This window comes from Rhodococcus sp. Eu-32 (genome assembly GCF_003336925.1).
Lineage (GTDB): Bacteria > Actinomycetota > Actinomycetes > Mycobacteriales > Mycobacteriaceae > Rhodococcoides > Rhodococcoides kyotonensis_B.
This window is the reverse complement of record NZ_QGNK01000005.1, coordinates 223439-243561: the sequence shown is the minus strand read 5'-3', so window position 1 is coordinate 243561 and position 20123 is coordinate 223439. Positions and strand designations below refer to the sequence as shown.

17 protein-coding genes are annotated in these 20123 nt (G+C 63.2%); 9 read left to right on the top strand and 8 right to left on the bottom strand.

Features of this window, described 5'->3' with window-relative positions; all coding sequences use genetic code 11:
• Nucleotides 1–13: 13 nt before the first annotated feature.
• The 8 genes from gyrB to dnaA form a co-directional block, all read right to left on the bottom strand.
• Entirely contained in the window at nt 14–2059 is a 2046-nt protein-coding gene (gene gyrB, locus DK926_RS08700) for a DNA topoisomerase (ATP-hydrolyzing) subunit B (RefSeq protein ID WP_068429653.1), read from the bottom strand.
• A 294-nt stretch (nt 2060–2353) separates the two neighbouring features.
• Complete coding sequence (locus DK926_RS08695) at nt 2354–3448, bottom strand: PDR/VanB family oxidoreductase (RefSeq protein ID WP_243636720.1); 1095 nt, start codon at nt 3446–3448, stop codon at nt 2354–2356.
• A 34-nt stretch (nt 3449–3482) separates the two neighbouring features.
• Nucleotides 3483–4370, bottom strand: a complete 888-nt coding sequence (locus tag DK926_RS08690) for a metal-dependent hydrolase (RefSeq protein ID WP_114330069.1) — start codon at nt 4368–4370, stop codon at nt 3483–3485.
• A 160-nt stretch (nt 4371–4530) separates the two neighbouring features.
• Entirely contained in the window at nt 4531–5088 is a 558-nt protein-coding gene (locus DK926_RS08685; protein WP_114330068.1) for a DUF721 family protein, read from the bottom strand.
• On the bottom strand, nt 5085–6305 hold the full coding sequence (gene recF, locus DK926_RS08680; protein ID WP_114330067.1) for a DNA replication/repair protein RecF: 1221 nt from the start codon (nt 6303–6305) through the stop codon (nt 5085–5087). The genes DK926_RS08685 and recF overlap by 4 nt, the downstream gene beginning before the upstream one ends.
• A 3-nt stretch (nt 6306–6308) precedes the next feature.
• The gene (gnd, locus tag DK926_RS08675; protein ID WP_114330066.1) at nt 6309–7229 is read right to left on the bottom strand and encodes a phosphogluconate dehydrogenase (NAD(+)-dependent, decarboxylating); all 921 of its coding nucleotides are present in this window, start codon (nt 7227–7229) and stop codon (nt 6309–6311) included.
• A gap of 79 nt (nt 7230–7308) precedes the next feature.
• Nucleotides 7309–8493, bottom strand: coding sequence for a DNA polymerase III subunit beta (gene dnaN / locus DK926_RS08670; protein WP_068429638.1), 1185 nt, complete (start codon nt 8491–8493; stop codon nt 7309–7311).
• A 560-nt stretch (nt 8494–9053) separates the two neighbouring features.
• Complete coding sequence (dnaA, locus tag DK926_RS08665; protein WP_114330122.1) at nt 9054–10586, bottom strand: chromosomal replication initiator protein DnaA; 1533 nt, start codon at nt 10584–10586, stop codon at nt 9054–9056.
• A gap of 603 nt (nt 10587–11189) precedes the next feature.
• On the opposite strand from dnaA, the gene rpmH reads away from it, so the two are divergent.
• The 9 genes from rpmH (at nt 11190) to DK926_RS08620 (ending at nt 20108) form a co-directional block, all read left to right on the top strand.
• Nucleotides 11190–11333: a 50S ribosomal protein L34 gene (gene rpmH / locus DK926_RS08660; RefSeq protein WP_026347786.1), complete on the top strand. Its 144-nt coding sequence runs from the start codon at nt 11190–11192 to the stop codon at nt 11331–11333.
• 32 nt (nt 11334–11365) lie between these two features.
• The gene (gene rnpA, locus DK926_RS08655) at nt 11366–11746 is read left to right on the top strand and encodes a ribonuclease P protein component (protein ID WP_114330065.1); all 381 of its coding nucleotides are present in this window, start codon (nt 11366–11368) and stop codon (nt 11744–11746) included.
• A complete protein-coding gene (yidD, locus tag DK926_RS08650) occupies nt 11743–12081 on the top strand; it encodes a membrane protein insertion efficiency factor YidD (RefSeq protein WP_084423906.1) in 339 nt (112 codons plus the stop codon). Before rnpA ends, yidD begins: the two co-directional genes overlap by 4 nt.
• A 4-nt stretch (nt 12082–12085) precedes the next feature.
• Complete coding sequence (gene yidC / locus DK926_RS08645) at nt 12086–13201, top strand: membrane protein insertase YidC (protein ID WP_114330064.1); 1116 nt, start codon at nt 12086–12088, stop codon at nt 13199–13201.
• A gap of 100 nt (nt 13202–13301) precedes the next feature.
• On the top strand, nt 13302–13862 hold the full coding sequence (locus DK926_RS08640; protein WP_068430056.1) for a R3H domain-containing nucleic acid-binding protein: 561 nt from the start codon (nt 13302–13304) through the stop codon (nt 13860–13862).
• 2577 nt (nt 13863–16439) lie between these two features.
• Nucleotides 16440–17075: a 16S rRNA (guanine(527)-N(7))-methyltransferase RsmG gene (gene rsmG / locus DK926_RS08635; RefSeq protein WP_068430053.1), complete on the top strand. Its 636-nt coding sequence runs from the start codon at nt 16440–16442 to the stop codon at nt 17073–17075.
• Between the two features lie 57 nt (nt 17076–17132).
• Entirely contained in the window at nt 17133–18140 is a 1008-nt protein-coding gene (locus DK926_RS08630) for a ParA family protein (RefSeq protein ID WP_068429630.1), read from the top strand.
• A 4-nt stretch (nt 18141–18144) separates the two neighbouring features.
• Nucleotides 18145–19188: a ParB/RepB/Spo0J family partition protein gene (locus DK926_RS08625; protein WP_114330063.1), complete on the top strand. Its 1044-nt coding sequence runs from the start codon at nt 18145–18147 to the stop codon at nt 19186–19188.
• Nucleotides 19189–19421: 233 nt separating this feature from the next.
• Nucleotides 19422–20108 carry a GNAT family N-acetyltransferase gene (locus DK926_RS08620; protein WP_114330062.1) on the top strand — a complete coding sequence of 229 codons (687 nt, stop codon included), beginning with the start codon at nt 19422–19424 and terminating at the stop codon, nt 20106–20108.
• Nucleotides 20109–20123 lie beyond the last annotated feature (15 nt).

Below are 20123 nucleotides of genomic sequence, written 5' to 3'. Positions count from 1 at the left end.
GGTTTCGAGCGCGCTACACGTCCAGGAACCGAACGTCCTTGGCGTTGCGTGCGATGAAACTGCGTCGAGCACTGACGTCTTCACCCATCAGGACGCTGAAGAGCTCGTCCGCGGCAGCCGCGTCGTCGAGCGTGACCAGACGCAACACACGGACCGCCGGGTCCATCGTGGTCTCCCACAGCTCTTTCGCGTTCATCTCGCCGAGACCTTTGTAGCGCTGGACGCCGTCGTCGACGTTGATCTTGCGCTTGTTCGCCAGGCCGGCCTCGAGCAGGCCGTCGCGCTCACGGTCGGAATACGCGTAGTCGGGCTCGCCGCGGTTCCACTTGATCTTGTAGAGCGGCGGCATCGCGAGGTAGACGTGGCCGTGCTCGATGAGCGGACGCATGAAGCGGAACAGCAGCGTCATCAGCAGAGTCGAGATGTGCTGGCCGTCGACATCGGCGTCGGCCATCAGCACGATCTTGTGATACCGCAGCTTGCTGATGTCGAACTCGTCGTGAATGCCGGTTCCGAAGGCCGTGATGATGGACTGCACTTCGTTGTTCTTCAGCACACGGTCGATGCGCGCCTTCTCGACGTTGATGATCTTTCCGCGCAGCGGCAGGATCGCCTGGAACATCGAGTCGCGGCCCGACTTCGCGGAGCCTCCTGCGGAGTCGCCCTCCACGATGTAGATCTCGGACTTCGCCGGGTCGTTGGAACGGCAGTCGGCGAGCTTGCCGGGCAGGCCACCGATGTCGGTTGCGCTCTTGCGCCGCACCAACTCTCGCGCCTTGCGCGCGGCCATGCGCGCCTGCGCCGACGACACGGCCTTGTTGATGATGGTCTTGGCATCGGCCGGGTTGGACTCGAACCAGTGCGCGAGGTGCTCGTTGCACGCCTTCTGCACGAACGAACGAACCTCGGTGTTGCCGAGCTTGGTCTTGGTCTGACCCTCGAACTGCGGTTCGCCGACGCGTACCGAGATGACGGCCGCGAGACCTTCGCGGATGTCGTCGCCGGTGAGTTTGCCGTCCTTCTCCTTGACGAGCTTCTTCTCGGCTGCATACTTGTTGACCGTCGACGTCAGCGCGGTACGGAAGCCCTCTTCGTGGGTACCGCCCTCGTGCGTGTTGATCGTGTTGGCGAACGTGTGGACCGACTCGGAGTACCCGGCGTTCCACTGCATCGCGATCTCGACCTCGTGTCCCTCACCCTTGGCGGTGAAGCCGACGACGGAACCGTGGATCGCGGTCTTGGTCTTGTTGATGTGCTTGACGAAGTCGACGAGGCCGTCGGGGTAGTGATAGGTGCGCTTCTTGACCTTGGCGGCCTTGGGCGCCTCTGCCTCTGCTTCTTCTTCGGACGCGGTCTTGGGTGCTTCCGCCGTCTCGGCGAGTTCGTCCTCGCTGGCGTCGGACGCCGCGACCCGCTCGTCGGTGAAGTTGATGGTCAGTCCCTTGTTCAGGAACGCCATCTCCTGCAGGCGACGGTGCACGGTCTCGAAGCTGAAGTCGAGCGTCTCGAAGATCTCGCCGTCGGGCCAGAAGCGGACCGTGGTGCCTGTCGCGTCCGTGTCGCCGACGGTCTCGAGCGGGCCGGGCTTGGCGTAGTCGTACGACTGCTTGTAGCGGTGGCCGTCGCGTGCGATCTGCAGCTCCACCTTGGTGGACAGCGCGTTGACGACCGAGATGCCGACGCCGTGCAGACCACCGGACACCGCGTAGGAGTCCGAGTCGAACTTTCCGCCTGCATGCAGCTGGGTCATGACGACCTCGACGGTGGGAACACCGGACGCGTGCGTGGCGACGGGGATGCCACGGCCGTCGTCGACGACCTCGACGCTGCCGTCGTCGTGAATGGTGACGTCGACGGTGGTGGCGTATCCGGCCATCGCCTCGTCGACGGAGTTGTCGACGACTTCCCAGATCAAGTGGTGCAGGCCGCGCTCACCGGTGGAACCGATGTACATACCGGGCCGCTTACGAACTGCTTCCAGTCCCTCGAGGACGGTGATCGACGAAGCGCCGTAGTCCTTGTTCTGAGTCTCGCTCTTACCTGACTTCTGGGCGGCCACGGTTCGGTCGTTCTCCTTTACGCGTCTTCACTCCCCCTCGCACCATCGGTGCTACCGCGCTCGCACCATGGCAGGTGCCACCGCACGGACGCTCGCGTTCCCCCTGATGTCCACGGACATGGACACCTGGTTCGGCGCGGTAGATCCGAAGGGCTTCTCTGTTACCGGTCCATACTACTGGTACGCACCGACAGGAGGGGGACGATGACACCCCGAAAAGCCCCCTGAAAGCCTCTCTGAGGGATTTTCTCAGCATCCGTCGACAAAGATGGACGGTGAAACCGTGTCGAACGGCTAGAGGTCCAGCACGATCCTTCCGCCGTTCGAGCGAGAGACGCAGATCAGCATTTCGCGACTGCGCTCCTCCGGCGTCAGTCTGTCGTCGCGGTGCTCCGGAATGCCGTGCAGCACCCGGACCCGACACGTTCCGCAGAATCCTTGCCGACAGGAATAGGCGACGTCCGGCTTTACCTCTCGAATCGCTTGCAGCGCAGTCGTATCCGCCGGCACAGTCACCACCGTTCCGGATTCCACCAACTGAACCTCGAATTCGACACCGCCCCGAACGGGTGGCGGGGAGAAACGTTCGAAGTACAGGTGGGTCGCCCGCGAGTCGTCGAATGCCGTCCTCACGGTGTCGATCATCGGCGGCGGGCCACAGCAGTACACCGCGCCACCCGTCGCGTCGTGCAGCAGAGACGACCCGGTCCGGACACCGTCGACGTCGTCCGTGAAGACCGTCACACGCGCCGAGTTCCACGACTCGATCTCGTCGAGAAACGGCAACGATGCACGCGAGCGGCCGCAATAGATCAGACGCCAGTCCATGCCGACGCGTCGGGCAGCACGAACCATCGGCAGAATCGCGGTGATACCGATGCCGCCCGCCACGAACAAGGCCTGTCCCTGCGGCACGAACGGGAACCCGTTACGTGGCCCGAGAACGGTCACCTCGTCGCCCGGCTCGAGGGCATGCATCTCCGTCGACCCACCGCCGCCGTCCGGAACGAGCCGCACCGCAACGGTATAGGTGCTGTCCGACGGGTCGCCGCACAGCGAGTACTGGCGACGACGTCCCGACGGCAACCGGACGTCGATGTGCATTCCGGGCGACCATGCCGCGAGCGGGACGCCGTCGGTGGGCGCGAACGTCAATCGGACCACCGGTTGGTCGTCGCACATCACCTCGCGTCGCTCGAGCGTGAGCGACCTCGCGTGCACGACGGCCGGAGCCGCATGCTCGGGCGAGTAGGTACCTGCGTCGAGCAGTGCGAACCATTTGTCGAGCGCATCGGTGACGAGCGACATCGTCTGGTCCGGAACCGGGTCACCGTACAGATCCGGCGGAATCGTGCGTCCCACCCGAAAGGATTCGACCGCCTTCGTCATGTCGGAGAGCTTGCGTCGAACACCCATCTCGCGCCTACCCCGCAGCCGCTCGTGCCGCGGGCGACGACGCCAGATAGCGCTCCGCCTGTTCGGTCGATCCCTCCTGTGAGGGGTGGTAGTCCGACCGGAAGTACCGCAGCGATGCGCGCACGATCAGCATGGGCCCGGGAAACAACCCCTTGGCCGTGACCCGCCGGTACCGACGGAACGACGGCCGACGCTTCTTCACCGGCACATTCTGCAACGACGGATCCTGGCTCATCAGGTAGCGCACGCCGCGCGCCCAGAACCACATCAGTGCGGGCGCGATCACCAGATAGGTACGGATCCGCCTGGCCGGTCGGACGTCGAAGTACCGCATCACTTCGTATGCGACACAACGATGTTCGACCTCCTCGGCACCGTGCCAACGCAGCAGATCGAGCATCGTCGGATCGAACTCGACGTCGTCGAGTGCGTCGGCGTTGAGGACCCAGTCTCCGAGAAAAGCCGTGAGATGTTCGACGGCGGCGATCAGGGCGACGCGCTCGACAAGGCTGTTCTGACCGTGGTGCGTCCGGTTGCCGAGTGCGCGTCCGAACAGGAACTGCATCTGCAGGGCGTACGGCGTCACGTCGATGCCGTACGCGGTCAGTTGATCGAGAACTTGCGTATGTGCTTGCGCGTGAACGGCTTCCTGTCCGATGAATCCGATGACGTCGTCGCGCAACTGCTCGTCGTGGATCAGGGGCAACGCTTCCTTGAACGTTCTGACGAACCATTCCTCGCCCTCGGGCAGGAGCAGATGCATCACGTTGAACAAGTGCGTCGCGAGGGGATCGCCGTCGACGTAGTGAAGTGGCAGGGACCCCCAATCGAACGCCACGTTCCGCGGCCGGAGAACCACTTTGTCGGACGGTCCTGCTTGCTCGGTCGATGACATGCACTCACCTCGTCTTTGCGAACGTCGGTGGCGCCCCCGCACCGATCTCTCCTGGGGTCGAACGGCACGCTACGTGACAGAGTCGCGCGAAAGCAACCAAGATCACAGTTGACATGTGCATGTTACCGAGCAGACAACGGTTTCCAGGGAGAAGAACGGTCTATCCGTACGTGTCGCGTGGACCGCGCCCTTTGATGTGGCGTTCGCCCTTCCGCCAGCTCTTGGTGACCGGACCGGTGATCTTCAGGGACGTCACCACACCGTGTCCGACGGCCGCCGCGATCTTGGCCAGGATCTGCGACTGCATCAACCGCAGTTGAGTCGCCCACGCGGTCGACTCGGCGGACACGCTCAGCACGCCGTCCTCGAGTTTCGTCGGAGTGGCGTGCGAGGCGATGTCGTCCCCGACGACGGCCGTCCAGCGTCCCAACACGGTTCCTTCGGCCACCTTGTCGGACCATCCCCGCTTCTTCGCGATCGCGCCGGCCAGCGACCCGAGCGTCTGCGGATCCCGATCGTCGGGACCGGGACCGGACCACCCTCGCTTGCGACGACCGCGGAGCGCGCGAATTCCACCCGACGGCGACGAACGACCCTGTCCGACGGATTTGCCGCTCGCCTTCGCTGCCGCCCGTGCCTCCTCGAGCGCACGACGCGCGAGGTCGACGCCGCGCAGTTCGGGCTGTGGTTCCGGTGCAGCTTTCTGGTCGTCGCTCACGGCGTCACACCTTCGCTCTCGTCGATCGCGCTGATCCTCGACACCCGACCAGTGTCCTCCTGGTGCGCAGCAACTCCCCAGCGGCGCGCCTCGAGCTCCGGGGGTACGTCCTCGGCCACCGCCGCGGTGATCAAGACCTGTTCGGCATCGACGGCAACCCGCGCCAATGCACTGCGACGCTTACGATCGAGTTCGGCGAACACGTCGTCGAGCATCAGGACCGGATCCGTGCCCTCCGCGCGAAGCAGACCGAACGACGCCAGTCGGAGCGACAACGCGAAGGACCACGATTCGCCGTGGCTCGCAAAGCCTTTCGCCGGCTGATCGCCCAACGTCAGCTCCAGGTCGTCACGATGCGGTCCGACGAGGCAAACTCCGCGCTCGATCTCGCGCTGACGCATCACCGAAAGCTGATGCAGGAAGGCAGCTTCCAACACGTCGGCGTCGTCCGCCTCGGGAGTGCGTGTCGGATCGGAGAATTCGGGAGGTAGCGCGTCGGCGAGGCTGCTACGGTACCGGATCGCAGCGGGTCGAGACTCCGGCGCGATCGACGAATATGCTTCTGCGACATACGGAGTCAGCTCGTGCACCACACCGATGCGCGACGCCAGCAGCTGCGCACCGTGCGCCGCGAGGTGACCGTCCCATACATCCAGCGTCGCAAGAGCACCCGCACCATCGCTCGAGGAGGATCCTCGCCGCAACGCACCGCCCGCCGTCTTCAACAACGCCGATCGTTGACGCAATACCTTGTCGTAATCGCTTCGGACACCGGCCATTCGGGGTCGGCGCGTGGTCATCAGTTCGTCGAGGTAGCGACGTCGGTCACCCGGGTCGCCGCGTACGAGCGACAAGTCCTCGGGCGCGAACAGCACGCTGTGCAGCACACCGAGAATCTCCCGCGGCCGACGCACCGGTGACCGGTTCATGCGCGCCTTGTTCGCCCTGCCGTCCTGGATCTCGACGTCGATCGTCAGCTCACGACCATGATTGACGACGGTTGCGCTCGCGAACGCACGATCCGCACCCGCTCTGATCAGCGGCGCGTCCGACGAGACACGATGCGAGGACAGCGTCGCCAGATATCCGAGCGACTCGAGCAGGTTCGTCTTGCCGTGCCCGTTCGGCCCGACGAACACCGTCGAACCCGGCTCGAGTTCGACGGTGGCGTCGTCCCACGATCGGAAATCACGCAGGGAGAATGAACGAACGAACAAGGCTTATTTCTTGGGGTCGGGAGCGCGCAACGTCTCTTCGGTGGTGGCTCGTTTGACGGCGTGCCCGCCGAACTGGTTGCGCAGCGCGGACACTGCCTTCATCGCCGGCGAATCCTCCTGGCGCGACGCGAACCGCGCGAACAGCGCCGCGGAAATCACCGGAGCCGGGACAGCGTGTCGGATCGCTTCCTCGACGGTCCACCGTCCTTCGCCGGAATCCTCTGTGTAACCGGAGATCTCGCGGAACTCCGGGTCCTGAGCGAGTGCCTGAACGAGCAGATCGAGCAGCCAGGACCGCACGACGGTGCCCTGACTCCACGCACGAAGGACGCCGTGCACGTCCTGGACCAGGTCTTCCGCCTCGAGGAGTTCGTAGCCCTCGGCGTACGCCTGCATCAACCCGTACTCGATGCCGTTGTGCACCATCTTCGAGTAGTGGCCTGCACCGACGGGCCCGGCATGGACGAAACCGTCGGCGCGCTCGCCTTCTGGGCGCAACGCGTCGAAGATCGGAAGTGCGCGCTCGACGTCGGCCTCGGAGCCACCGACCATGAGGCCGTAGCCGTTCTTCAGACCCCACACACCGCCGGACACACCGGCGTCGATGTAACCGATGCCCTTCTCCGCGAGCAGGTCGGCGTTCATCCTGTCGTCGGTGAACCGGGAATTGCCGCCGTCGATGACCAGGTCGCCCTCCTCGAGGACGTCACGCAGCGAGGTGATCGTGTCACGCGTGATGTCGCCGGCGGGCACCATCACCCAGACGACGCGCGGCGCGGTCAGCGCTGCAGCGAGATCGCCGAGCGACGGCGTATCGGTGACCTCGGGTCGCGGGTCGTATCCGATCACTTCGTGGCCGTGTGCGCGAAGACGCTCGCGCATGTTGAAGCCCATTTTCCCGAGGCCGACCAGTCCCAGCTGCATGAGAGACGTCCTTCTCTAGTGTGCGGTCATTCGCGCGTTCACCTTCGGGCGAAGGCGGGCGCACGTAGTCCGTACCCGATCAGCCCGGAAGTCGAACCGGCATCAGCAGGTACGTGTACGCGCTCTGCGGTGCTGCGAACTTGCCCGACGCGTCGGGTACCAGTTCATCATCGGCGGTCGGCCGCAGAACTGCAGGACGACTGGGAGTGGTGAAACCGAAGGTGACCTTCTCGCTGTGCAGCGACGACAATCCGTCGATCAGGTAGCCCGGGTTGAACGCGATGGTCAACGCTTCACCCTGGAAGTCCGCCATCAGCGATTCCTCGGCGCGACCTGCATCGTCGCCACCGGCCGACAGCAGCAGACCTTCGGCGGAGAACTCGAGTCGAACCTGTGCGCCGCGCTCGGCGACGAGAGCGACACGTTTGATCGCCTCGACGAGGGGAGCGACCTCGACGACGGCCACAGCTGTGTGTTCCGCGGGCAGGAGCTGACGGAACTTCGGGAAGTCGGCGTCGAGAAGCCTGGTCGTCGTGCGGCGACCCTCGCTGATGATGCCGAGAAGACCGTCGGCGCCGACGGACGACCCGGAACCGAGAGCGAGCTCGACGGGCGAATTCGCGTTGCCGCCCAACGTCTTTGCGGATTCGGACAAAGTCTTGGCCGGGATCAGAACTTCGGTCTTGGTCTCGCCGTTCGCCGGCATCCACTCGAGCTCGCGGACGGCCAGACGGAATCGGTCGGTCGCCGCGAGGACCACGGTCGTGCCGTGGATCTCGACGCGGATGCCGGTCAGCATCGGCAGCGTGTCGTCGCGTCCGGCGGCGACGGCAACCTGGGAGATGGCCTCGGAGAAGACATCGTTGGCGACGGATCCGGTCTGCGTCGGCAGTTCCGGTAGCTGAGGGTAATCCTCGACAGGCATCGTCGGCAGCGAGAACTTCGCGCTACCGCACGTGATGAGCACCCTGGTTCCGTCGACGCCGACGTCGACGGGCTTGTTCGGAAGCGACTTCGTGATGTCCGCCAGGAGCTTGCCCGAGACCAGTGCCTTGCCTGCGGTCGATACCTCGGCGGACACCCGGACCTGCGCGGACACCTCGTAGTCGAAGCCCGACACGGTCAAGCCCTGCTCGTCGGCAGCGAGAAGAACTCCACCGAGGACAGGAACGGGCGGCCGGGACGGCAGGCTTCGAGCTACCCACGCAACGGAATCGGAGAAATCTTCACGAGCAACGCGAAACTTCAGACTTCCAAGCTCCATCGCTCGGCATTTCCTCTCGGTCGGGGCGGTTCGTCACGAAGAAGGGTCTTCGGTGAGTGCGGGGCACTCGAGGGCACCGGTGCATCACTGAGTCTGACACAACCGGCAGATGCACACCGTATGCCCTTCGCGACCAACTTGGAAAGCCGAACCTGGCGCGCGCGGACGCGTCGACGAGGGGCTGTGAGGGGATCTGTCCCCAACACCTGTTTTCAAAGAAGATCCCTTCAAGAGAAATTCTTCGTATTAATAGGTCCTGTGGAATCTGTGCACTCGCCCCTCGAGCCGCTGGTCGCTCGGCGTGGTGTCGTGGGGATGAATTCGGGACCAATCGGCGGTTGCGATGGGGAAGCTTGTGGACGAATCACAAACGGTTCACAGCCTCCCACAGTCCATCCCCAGAAGAGCGCGTTTCTCCACATGCTTATCCACAGGTGTGAATCATTGGAGACCACCCCGAAAAAATTTCCGGGAACGTCTCTCGAGGGGCGCCCGCAGACGAGAAACGCCGGACGGATCCTCTCTCTCGAGGGGTCCGCCCGGCGTCGGGACGAGAAACGTCAGCGCTTGGAACGCTGTTTGATGCGAGCCGTCAGCTCCTGTACCTGGTCGTAGACCTTGCGACGCTCGGTCATCTCCTTGCGAATCTTCTTGTCGGCGTACATGACGGTGGTGTGGTCCCTACCGAAGGTCTGGCCGATCTTGGGCAGCGAGAGATCGGTGAGCTCGCGGCACAGATACATCGCGATCTGACGGGCCATGGCCAGTGCCCTGGCCTTACCCGGCCCGCACAGGTCGTCGATCGTGGTGTCGAAGTACTCGGCGGTGACGGCCATGATCGTTGCCGCGTTGATCTCGAGGCTCGAGGAGTCCGGCATCAGATCGCGGAGGACCACTTCGGCGAGCGTCAGATCCAGAGCTTGTCCGTTGAGCGACGCGAACGCGGTGACGCGGATGAGCGCACCCTCGAGTTCACGAATGTTGCGCTCGATACGGCTGGCGATCAGCTCGAGGACGTCGTGCGGCACGTCGAGCCGGTCCATCCTCGCCTTCTTGCTGAGGATCGCGATGCGGGTCTCGAGTTCCGGCGGCTGAACATCGGTGATCAGACCCCATTCGAACCGGGTACGCAGGCGTTCCTCGAGGGTGGCCAGCTGCTTCGGAGGACGATCCGACGAGACGACGATCTGCTTGTTCGCGTTGTGCAGTGTGTTGAAGGTGTGGAAGAACTCCTCCTGGATACCTTCCTTGCCCTCGATGAACTGGATGTCGTCGACCAGAAGGACATCCGTTTCGCGGTAGCGGCGCTTGAACGCGACCTTGCGGTCGTCACGAAGACTGTTGATGAAGTCGTTCGTGAACTCCTCGGTCGAGACGTACTTCACGCGCATGCCCGGGAAGAGGCGTTGAGCATAGTGACCGGCCGCATGGAGCAGGTGAGTCTTGCCCAGACCCGACGCGCCCCAGACGAACAACGGGTTGTAGGCGCGGGCGGGCGCCTCGGCGATCGCGACGGCGGCCGCGTGCGCGAATCGGTTGGAAGCGCCGATGACGAAGGTGTCGAACGTGTACTTCGCGTTCAAGCTGCCTGCGCCTGCGGGGGGAGTCGTCGTCTCGGGTGGCTTGGTGAAGTAGGTCGGCCACGAGTTCTGCACGCTGGTCAGAGCGTCACCGTCGTCGTCGACTTCCTCGTAGTCCGCCGTCTCGGAATCCGACGGATCGTCGTCCGTGCTGGTCAGGAACCGACGACGGTAGGTCGGTGAACTGGGAGTTTCGGGGTACGACGCACGTTCGGTCTCGTGCTTGTCCTCCTCGGGAGCCGAGATACGGACGCCGAGGCCCTCGACACCCTGGCCGAGGTGACGGCCGAGTGCGTGCAGGATCGGTTCGCGGAGGTCCCTCTCGATCGCTTCTTGCGCGAAGGACGAGGGGACCGCGAGCAGCGCGAAGCCTTGCGTGAGCGTGAGCGGTTCGACCAACGCGAGCCAGGCCTTCTGTCCCTTGGTCAGGTCTGGGCCGCCGTGCCGATCGGACGTCAACTCCGTGACAACCTCAGGCCAGACGCGCGCCAGCGCACCCGGATCGTCGTTCACGGTGCCTCCCATTCGAACAGTGCTGTCAACCGGCTGAATCCGATGATCTTTTCCCACCCGCGTCACGCCGAATTCGGCTATCGTCCCCTCTCAGCGACGTTCTTCGGGGGATTCACAGTCGAGCAGTGCACACGTGCCGGATACGAATATGCCATCTGGCCCGTGTTTCCACACAATTATCCACAGGTGTGGATTAACGACATCGTTGTCACCCTGACAGGGGCCCGGCGACCGTATCCGTGCGGTTCTCCGGCCTTGACCTGCTGCTTTAGGTGAAACCGGCAGACTCGAGTTATGGGCTTGCCCTGTGAGTAACGGAGGACACGCGTCCGAATGCGGTTATACACACACCGTTCTCCCCATGGGTGTGGATGAATTACACGGATGTAGTCCCGAGGGCGTACATTCGACGAGTTTGACCACCGCCAAGTCGATCAGTACTCTCGAACAGTCACCCAAGGCGAGGTGGCCGATGCTTGCTGGCTGCATACAGTCTGTGGTTACTCGGATTTCTCGCTCGGGGATGTAATTGGAGTTCGACCGAACTCGTTACCACCGTTGCCGACGCCTTCGGGCGTCAATGATTTTCGAGGAGTGTTCACCGTGGCCAAGGGCAAGCGGACGTTCCAGCCGAACAACCGACGCCGCGCGCGTGTTCATGGCTTTCGTCTTCGTATGCGTACGCGTGCAGGTCGTGCAATCGTCTCTGCACGCCGTGGTAAGGGCCGCAAGGAACTCACCGCTTAATTCATTGTTCGTCCGAACGTACGGAGCTCGGGGTGTTGCCTGAGCCGCACAGATTGCATCGCAGCGCTGATTTCTCACGTGTGATGCGTCGAGGCCGCCGCATGGGTAGACAAGACCTGGTCGTTCACGCGTTCGCGCGTGACGACGAGAACACTGTCGTCAGCCCCGGTGCTTCGAGGTTCGGATTGATCGTCAGTAAAGCTGTCGGGCCGGCGGTAACTCGTCATCGAGTTGCACGCCGGCTTCGGCATATCTGCGCCGAGGTGATGCTCGAGGTGCCCGCCACCAGCGACGTCGTCATTCGAGCTCTTCCGGGCGCAGCCGATATGTCCTCGAGGGACCTACAGCGCCAAGTTCGTTCGGGCTTGAGGAAGCTGGGGTACATCGACCCGGCGAAAGACGCGCGCTCATGACGCTGCTTCGCGCCGTCCGCTCGCTTCCCGCGCGGGCGCTGATCTTCTGTATCGAGCTGTACCGCACCTATGTGTCTCCGCTGAGGCTGCCCACCTGCCGTTTTTCCCCTACGTGCAGTGAGTACGCAGTCGACGCGTTGAGAACCCACGGTGCGATCAAAGGCTCTCTGTTGTCCGTTGTCCGGTTGCTGAAATGTGCACCCTGGCACCCTGGAGGGTGGGACCCGGTTCCCGAACGCGGCTCATGGCGTCGCGCCTCGCCGGCGACAACCGAACAGACTTCGACCGAAGAAAGCCACGATCTCGTGAGAGTGGACGAACAGAGGAGTACATAGAGCCGTGCTCGACTTCATTTATTACCCGGTCTCCTGGATTCTCTGGGTGTGGCACAAGGTATTCGGTGCCGTTCTGGGTGCCGACAACGGATTCGCGTGGGCGCTGTCCGTGATGTTCCTGGTGTTCACTCTGCGACTGATTCTGTACAAGCCCTTCGTCAAGCAGGTACGTACGACGCGTCAGATGCAAGAGCTGCAGCCGCAGATCAAAGCCCTGCAGAAGAAGTACGGCAAAGACAAGCAGCGCATGGCCGTCGAGATGCAGAAGCTGCAGAAGGAACACGGATTCAACCCGATCATGGGTTGCCTCCCGGTCCTGGCCCAGGCTCCGGTGTTCATCGGCCTGTTCCATGTGCTTCGTTCGTTCAACCGAACGGGTACCGGCGTCGGTCAGCTCGGTCTGGATCCGGCAGTCAACCGCACCCTGCCGAACTACGCCTTCAACGTGGAGGACGTGAACTCGTTCCTCGACGCCCGTCTGTTCGGCGCACCGATCTCGGCGTGGATCACGATGCCGAAGGCGCAGCTCGAGGCGTTCGCGAACCCCGAACTGGGCCTCGGCGTCCCGTCGGTGTGGACGATCGTCGCGGTGTCGGTTCCGCTCATGGTCATCGCGGCTGTGGCCACGCACCTGAACTCGCGTGCATCCGTCGCTCGCCAGAGTGAGGCCGCAGCGGCCAATCCGCAGTCCGCGATCATGAACAAGCTTGCGTTGTACGTCTTCCCGCTCGGTGTTCTTGTCTTCGGTGCGTTCCTGCCCATCGCCATCCTGCTCTACTGGGTGTCGAACAACCTGTGGACCTACGGCCAGCAGCACCTCGTGTTCGGCAAGATCGACCGTGAGGAAGAAGAGAAGAAGAAGCTTGCCCTCGAGAAGCGCACCGAAAACGCGCCGAAGCCAGGCGTCAAGCCGGTCACCAAGCCGAAGCCCGGTGCCAGGCCCAAGCTGTCGAAGATGACGCCTCCTCCAGTCGTGGACGCAGCCGAGCAGGATGGAACGTCCGACGTCGAAGCGAATCCGTCGGACAGCACTCCCCCGGCAGGTGGAAACGGGGCAGCGCGTGCCAAGGGACAGCGCCCTCAGCCGAACCGCAACAGGCCCAAGCGCAAGCGGCGCTGAGCGGCTCGATCGACGACAAGGGACGAAGATGCCTGCAGATACCGAAGAAACAACGAGTACGGACAACGCAGTGAACGCTGGGGACGGAGCTGGTGAGGTCGTGGCAGTCGAAGCCGACAAGACAGTCGAAGACGAGGCCGTGAAGAAGGCTGCCGTCGACGAGACGATCGACGACGCGATCGATGACGACGAGGATGCCGAGGACTACTTGGTCGAAGAGGGCGAGATCGCCGGCGACTACCTCGAGCAGCTTCTCGATGTTCTCGACTTCGACGGTGACATCGACCTGGATGTCGAGGGCGACCGGGCGATCGTCAGCATCGACGGCGGCAACGATCTGAGCAAGCTCGTCGGACGGAAGGGCGAGGTGCTCGACGCGCTGCAGGAGCTGACGCGCCTCGCGGTTCAGCAGTCGACCGGTGAGCGCAGCAAGCTGATGCTCGACGTCGCCGGCTGGCGCGCTGGGCGTCGGAGCGAGCTGAGCACCTTGGGTGTGGAGGCTGCGCGCCGCGTGCTCGAAAGCGGCGAGCGCGAGGAACTCGCCCCGATGACACCGTTCGAGCGCAAGATCGTGCACGACGCGGTCGCCAAGATCGACGGCGTCGAGAGTGAGAGCACCGGCGTCGAACCGTCGCGGCGAGTGGTGGTCGTCAAAGCCTGACGATCACACCGACACCTCGAAGGCCCCCAACTCCGGTTGGGGGCCTTCGTCGTTTCCGGGTTTCGATGCCACTCGCTGATGCGATGCCTATCGGCGTCCACACGGTGCGAACCGCATTCCGCTCCGCTGTCGTTCGGAATCGTGCGGTGGAATTGCATGCATGTAGTTCGATCATGCCCTCGTTTCACGTGAAACGTGCGTTCCGACAAAACGTCACAGTGACGATGCGCGCCTAGGCTCTGGGTCGTAAGAATTCGGGGGTGAGACGCGATTTCTGCGCGTGGAGGTGGATGCCAAATCTCGTGGGCTGAGGTCCTTCGGTTTCACGTGAAACCGCGTCCAGTAAGCGCGGGTGTGTCGCAGCGGTAGCTCGTTGGCGCTTCGTGGTTGGCACTCTCGATCGAGCGGGCTACATGTGCGGGCAATATCGTGACACGTCTTCCTCACTTCGCCGGCGGATGCGTCTATGCACACACCGGGGTCTCAGATGTGTGTGTACAGAGATGGTGTCGCGAAGCCGAGCGTCGGTGGGGTCAGTCCTCGCCGATGAACGAGCTACTGGAGTGGTCGCAGAATCTCGAGTTGAGACGACGGTGTTGTCTCTACGTGTGTGAACGACATAGCCGGAACAACGCCTCGAGCTGACTGGGCGTGGATGCGTTGTGGTCGGGTGGGGCGGTGTCCGAACGAGGGCGAACTCTCAACCGTGGTTCCGTCCTCCCCTCCCCTGCCGTTGCGGGTGCCGGCGAAGGTGGTCAACTCCGAACGGGCTCCGATTCCGGTATTCGCGTGATGGAGGTAGGCGCAAGCTGTCGTGTAAGTGCGGTGGATGGCAGTAGCCGCGGTGCACGGTTCGATTTGCTTACGTGAATCGATGGCCGACGCAAGGTGGCCTGCGGAGCGATCCAAGTGTCGCGCTCGGCGGTGCTCGGTTCAGGGCGGTGGTCGGTTCGCGTAGCGATGGCGCAGCCGCATCCCGTTTCACGTGAAACAGAAGAGGCTTTGCTCCGCGCACCGACCGGTCTGCCGGAAAACAGATAGAGGCGCGCGACTATCGCGGTGCGGATTCCGGGGGGGTCGACGGGGTTCTGTCGGAACGCAAATGTCGTCCGGAAGCCGCATCATGACTTCGAGTGCGCACGAGGACCGCGGCAGGCTGCCGTCCGTATCTGGCACCACCCTCGCGCGACGGGTCCGGGTGGGTGCGCAGCGAACCGACGCACAGGCCACGCGAGTACTGACGGCAGGCCATAGCTGTGGTCGCCGGCCAACGCATCGCGAGAGGAAGCCTCGAGAAGGAGCACCCACGTGAAGGCATCGCATGGTTCCGATTCTCGAAGCTCCACCAGGTACGTGGGCCATGGGTGGTCCAATCGGTCCGCCACGAACCCGTCTACCTCGATCGGAGATCTCGCAGTACATCGTGAAGCCAAATCCGGGCCTTGCATCGATCGCAGCTCAATCGGCGCCGGTAGATGCGACGTTGACCAATGGCGCGGGTTGGCGACCACGGGTCAGGTGGACGCGCTGGGCCAGCCCGCTGGAACGTGAGTCGACGTCTGCCCGGTCATCAGGCCGAGCCCTGAATGAAGAGTGGCTTCGGCCTACTGTTTCACGTGAATCAGCGAACATATGAAGAAGCACTCACGACGCGATCTGCTCTAAAGGAATGCGCCCCCGGCTTTGTTGGTCAGTCGTCGATCTAGCTGATCGGCGATTGTTCAGATCTGGCCACGAGGGTGGAGTCGTCCTCCGCCGAACTTGGTTGTGGCAATGAATGTCCGACGTCATGCCGATTGTCGGCTCGTCCGAGTCGACTGCTGTGACCGACCTTCGGCACGAGCCGCTATATCAGTAGCGCCCGGTCTCCTGTTCGATATGAGCGTGAGCGTGTGGTTTCACGTGAAGCGTCGGCTCGCGAGAAGTGCTTGCGACGGCGCACCCGACCTGACCCGGGCCGCATCCTGCGTCGACACATGAGGACCGCGGGCGCAGCCCGGGCGTTACCGAACGTGTTGAACTACAGCACAGCATTTGGGTCTCCCCTCCCCCAGGGGACATCGTCGTGCCAAGGGGCAGTGCTCGGCGCCGGGCATCCCGTGAACGACGGATCGGGTAACCACCGTCTTTGGAATGGGCTCGGTTCAAGCCCGCCGGTCCCGCACACAGATTCACGCAACCAACAGCTGCTCTCGGCTCGTGTGGTCCGCTCGTCAATTTCGCAATCCCCGCGCCGATCCGAAGGTGTAAGTACGGCGGGTGGTCTGTCGGCGATCGTCGTTGCCGTCCGATCCGTGATGTGTGCGGCTGTGTTGCTCGGACGAGGCCCCCACGAGCGTTGCGGTCGAAACCGACGTCCGCGAGATCATTCGTTTCGACGGGCTCAGAGGACAGAGTTTCACGTGAAACCCGCGCCCGACGTTTCACGTGAAACCCGGACTTGGAACTCGGCAATACTGGATTGTGATCGAGAGAACGAAGAGAAACGTGTCGGATGCGTCGGATAGTTTGGCGAAGTGAGGCCCGACGCGGGAGGATGATTCAGTGGACTCTGAGGCGTTGAATGACGACCATGTGATGGCAACTGCAGAGCGCATATTCGGCCCTCGCTTCGATCTCGCGAAGAAGTATCACGAGTCTCTGGCAACCGATGGCGTCGAGCGCGGACTCATCGGACCCCGTGAGGTCCCCCGGTTGTGGGAGCGGCACATCTTGAATTGCGCCGTCGTAGCCGAGCTGATCGACGAGGGCGAGCGAGTCGTCGATGTCGGTAGTGGTGCAGGCTTGCCCGGAATCCCACTCGCGATCGCTCGGCCCGATCTACACGTCACGCTCGTCGAGCCACTCCTCCGCCGGACCGTGTATCTGGCGGAGTTCATCGAGGAGAACGATCTCAACGTTCTGGTCGTCCGAGGACGAGCGGAACAACCCGGTGTGAAGAAGGAAGCCGGCGGCGCCGACGTCGTGACGTCTCGGGCCGTCGCTCCGCTGGAGAAGCTCGCGAAGTGGTCCCTTCCGCTGATCCACGAGGGCGGGCGGATGCTCGCGTTGAAGGGCAGCAGTGCTGAGGAGGAGATCGAACGTGATCGGACTTCCCTTGCCCGTATGGGTGCTGGCAAGCTAGAGGTCGTGCAGTGCGGCGTCGGCGTCGTACCGACGCCCACCATCGTCGTTCGCGCTGAACGGGTTCCACGACGCTTTCAACGTTCATGACGTCTTCCGAGTTGTCACTAGTTCTGCACCAATCCAGTTCCGCACTAAGGAGCACATATGTCGGGTGGATCTGATCCAGCTGTTTCACGTGAAACACAGTCCGAGAACGGCAGCAAGACGCCGCGAGTCGATCGTCCGTCGTCAGCCGGTTCGGACTTCGGCGCTTACAGCAGTATCTCCCCCGACGACACTCCCATCGGTGCGGCCGCGCATCGCGCCAGCCAGGTACTCCACCCTGGCAGCGTGACGCTTCCCAAGCCAGCGCAGCGCCGCATGCTCACCATCGCCAATCAGAAGGGTGGCGTCGGGAAGACCACGACTGCGGTCAACCTCGCCGCTGCGCTCGCGGTCCAGGGACTGACGGTGCTCGTGGTCGATCTCGACCCGCAGGGCAACGCCAGTACCGCTCTGGGCGTCGAGCATCACTCGGGTGTGCCGTCGAGCTACGAAGTTCTCCTCGGTGAGGTCACTGCCCGCGAGGCGATTCAGAAGAGCCCGAACAGCGATCGTCTGTACTGCATTCCGGCGACCATCGACCTGGCCGGTGCCGAGATCGAACTCGTGTCCATGGTGGCTCGTGAAGGTCGCTTGAAGACCGCGCTTGCCGATCTCGAAGAGGTCGACGCCGATTTCATCTTGATCGACTGCCCGCCGTCGCTCGGCTTGCTCACCGTCAACGCATTGGTGGCGGCGACCGAGGTGCTGATCCCCATCCAGTGTGAGTACTACGCGCTCGAGGGCGTCGGTCAGCTTCTGCGCAACATCGAGCTCGTGCAGGCGCACCTCAACCCGGTGCTGCACGTGTCGACCGTCATTCTCACCATGTACGACGGCCGCACGAAGCTTGCCGATCAGGTTGCCGAAGAAGTGCGAAAGCACTTCGGCGACGCGGTACTGCGAGCTGTCATTCCACGAAGCGTCAAGGTATCCGAGGCGCCCGGGTACGGTATGACGGTCCTCGACTACGACCCGGGCTCCCGTGGAGCAATGAGCTACTTGGACGCAGGCAGAGAGTTGGCAGCCCGATCGGCGGTCGCGGCAACGGATGGAACGCAGGAGCGCTAGAGATATGAGTCAGGCACGAAAAGGTGGGCTGGGTCGCGGACTTGCGGCACTGATCCCTACAGGTCCGGAGGCCGGACCTCGCCTCGGCAACGCGGCTGCAGACGTCATCATCGGTAAGGAACGAACTGCCGCCGACGTCGAGAAGCCCGGTGTCGCGAAGGTCGAGAAAGAGAAGACGGCGTCTGCGCCGACCCCCACTCCCCCGGTGCGGAACACGGACGAGGATCTGGAGCCGGCCGGCGCCGTCTACCGCGAGATCGCACCGTCGCAGATTCGTCCGAACCCGAAGCAGCCGAGATCGGTCTTCGACGAAGAAGCACTCGCAGAACTCGTGCACTCGATCCGTGAATTCGGGTTGATGCAGCCGATCGTCGTGCGCGCCCTCGGTGACGACAAGTACGAACTCGTCATGGGTGAACGTCGGTGGCGCGCGAGCCAGGAAGCCGGCCTCGAGTCGATTCCCGCGATCGTCAGGGAAACCACCGACGACGCGATGCTTCGAGACGCACTGCTCGAGAACATTCACCGCGTGCAGCTGAACCCCCTCGAGGAGGCGGCTGCGTACCAACAGCTCCTCGAAGAGTTCGAGGTTACACACGAAGAGCTGGCAGCGAAGATCGGTCGATCACGGCCCGTCGTCACCAACATGATTCGTCTGCTGAAGCTGCCGATTCCGGTGCAGCGTCGCGTCGCCGCGGGAGTTCTGTCTGCCGGGCACGCCCGTGCTCTCCTGTCGTTGGACGCTGGCTCCGACGCGCAGGAAGCGTTGGCAGCACGCATCGTCGCCGAGGGTCTGTCGGTGCGCGCGACCGAAGAAGCGGTCACGTTGGCCAACCGAAACGACGATGGTTCGCCATCCCCGGCGCCGCGGCGCAAGCCGATCCAGATGCCTGGGCTTCAGGATGTGGCGGATCGGCTGTCGGATTCGTTCGATACCCGCGTCACCGTCAGTCTCGGGAAGCGAAAGGGCAAGATCGTCGTCGAATTCGGCTCGGTCGACGATCTCCAGCGCATCGTCGACATGATGGAAAATCAGAAGGGAAAATAGCTCCGAATTTTCAGGTGCAGACGTACCGGCTACTTACGTCACTGTGACGAAGGTAGGACCACAAAGGTCGTCGAGCGACGAAGGAGGATCGAAAAGTGTTGTTGCACAGACCTTTCCGATCCTCCATGATCCACGACGGTCGCAATCGGAGCGATCGCATATTCTTGACGAGGGTAAACGGCAACGGACGCTCACGATTGCCTGGATTCAGTGCTTGGAGGCTGAGGTAAGCAGTGTCGTCGTTCGTCACGGGGGTCACGCTCGACTCGTTCGATCAACTACCGGCGCACACTCGCCGGTGTCGCTTCTGGGTGCTCGATCCAGGAGTCGACGCACCCAGTTCCGACTCACTCGACCTCGAGTTCGAGAACGAAGCGTGGCTGTCGATGATCATGCTCGAGTGGGGGTCGTGCGGTCAGATGCTGTCGACCGGAGGAGAGAGCATCGGTTGTGCGTTGTACGCCCCGCCCGGAGTGGTCCCCCGCGCTTCGGCGTTCCCGACCTCACCCGTCAGCGCCGATGCGGTTTTGCTGACGACGCTTCGGGTCGAGTCCGAGGTCGATCGTGAGGACCACTCGGCCGCGCTGATGCAAGCCGTCGTTGCCGACCTCGTCAATCGAGGCGTGCGCGCACTCGAGGCGTTCGGAATACGCAAGACTGCTGACGATGCGAAGACCGGACCGACGGCCACATCGCAGCTGACATGTTCGGACACCGTGTGCATGATCGACGCAGATTTCCTCGAGAAGATGGGCTTCGACGTCGTCGCGCCTCATCATCGTTATCCGCGGCTTCGGCTCGAGCTGGATCGCGATCACGGGTGGAAGCAGGACGTCGAGAGCGCCCTCGAGCGGTTGCTGCTCGCGGCCAGCCTCACGATGGTCGATATCGAACACAAGGATCCGGTCGGCGTCGGATAGGAACCCGTGAACGAC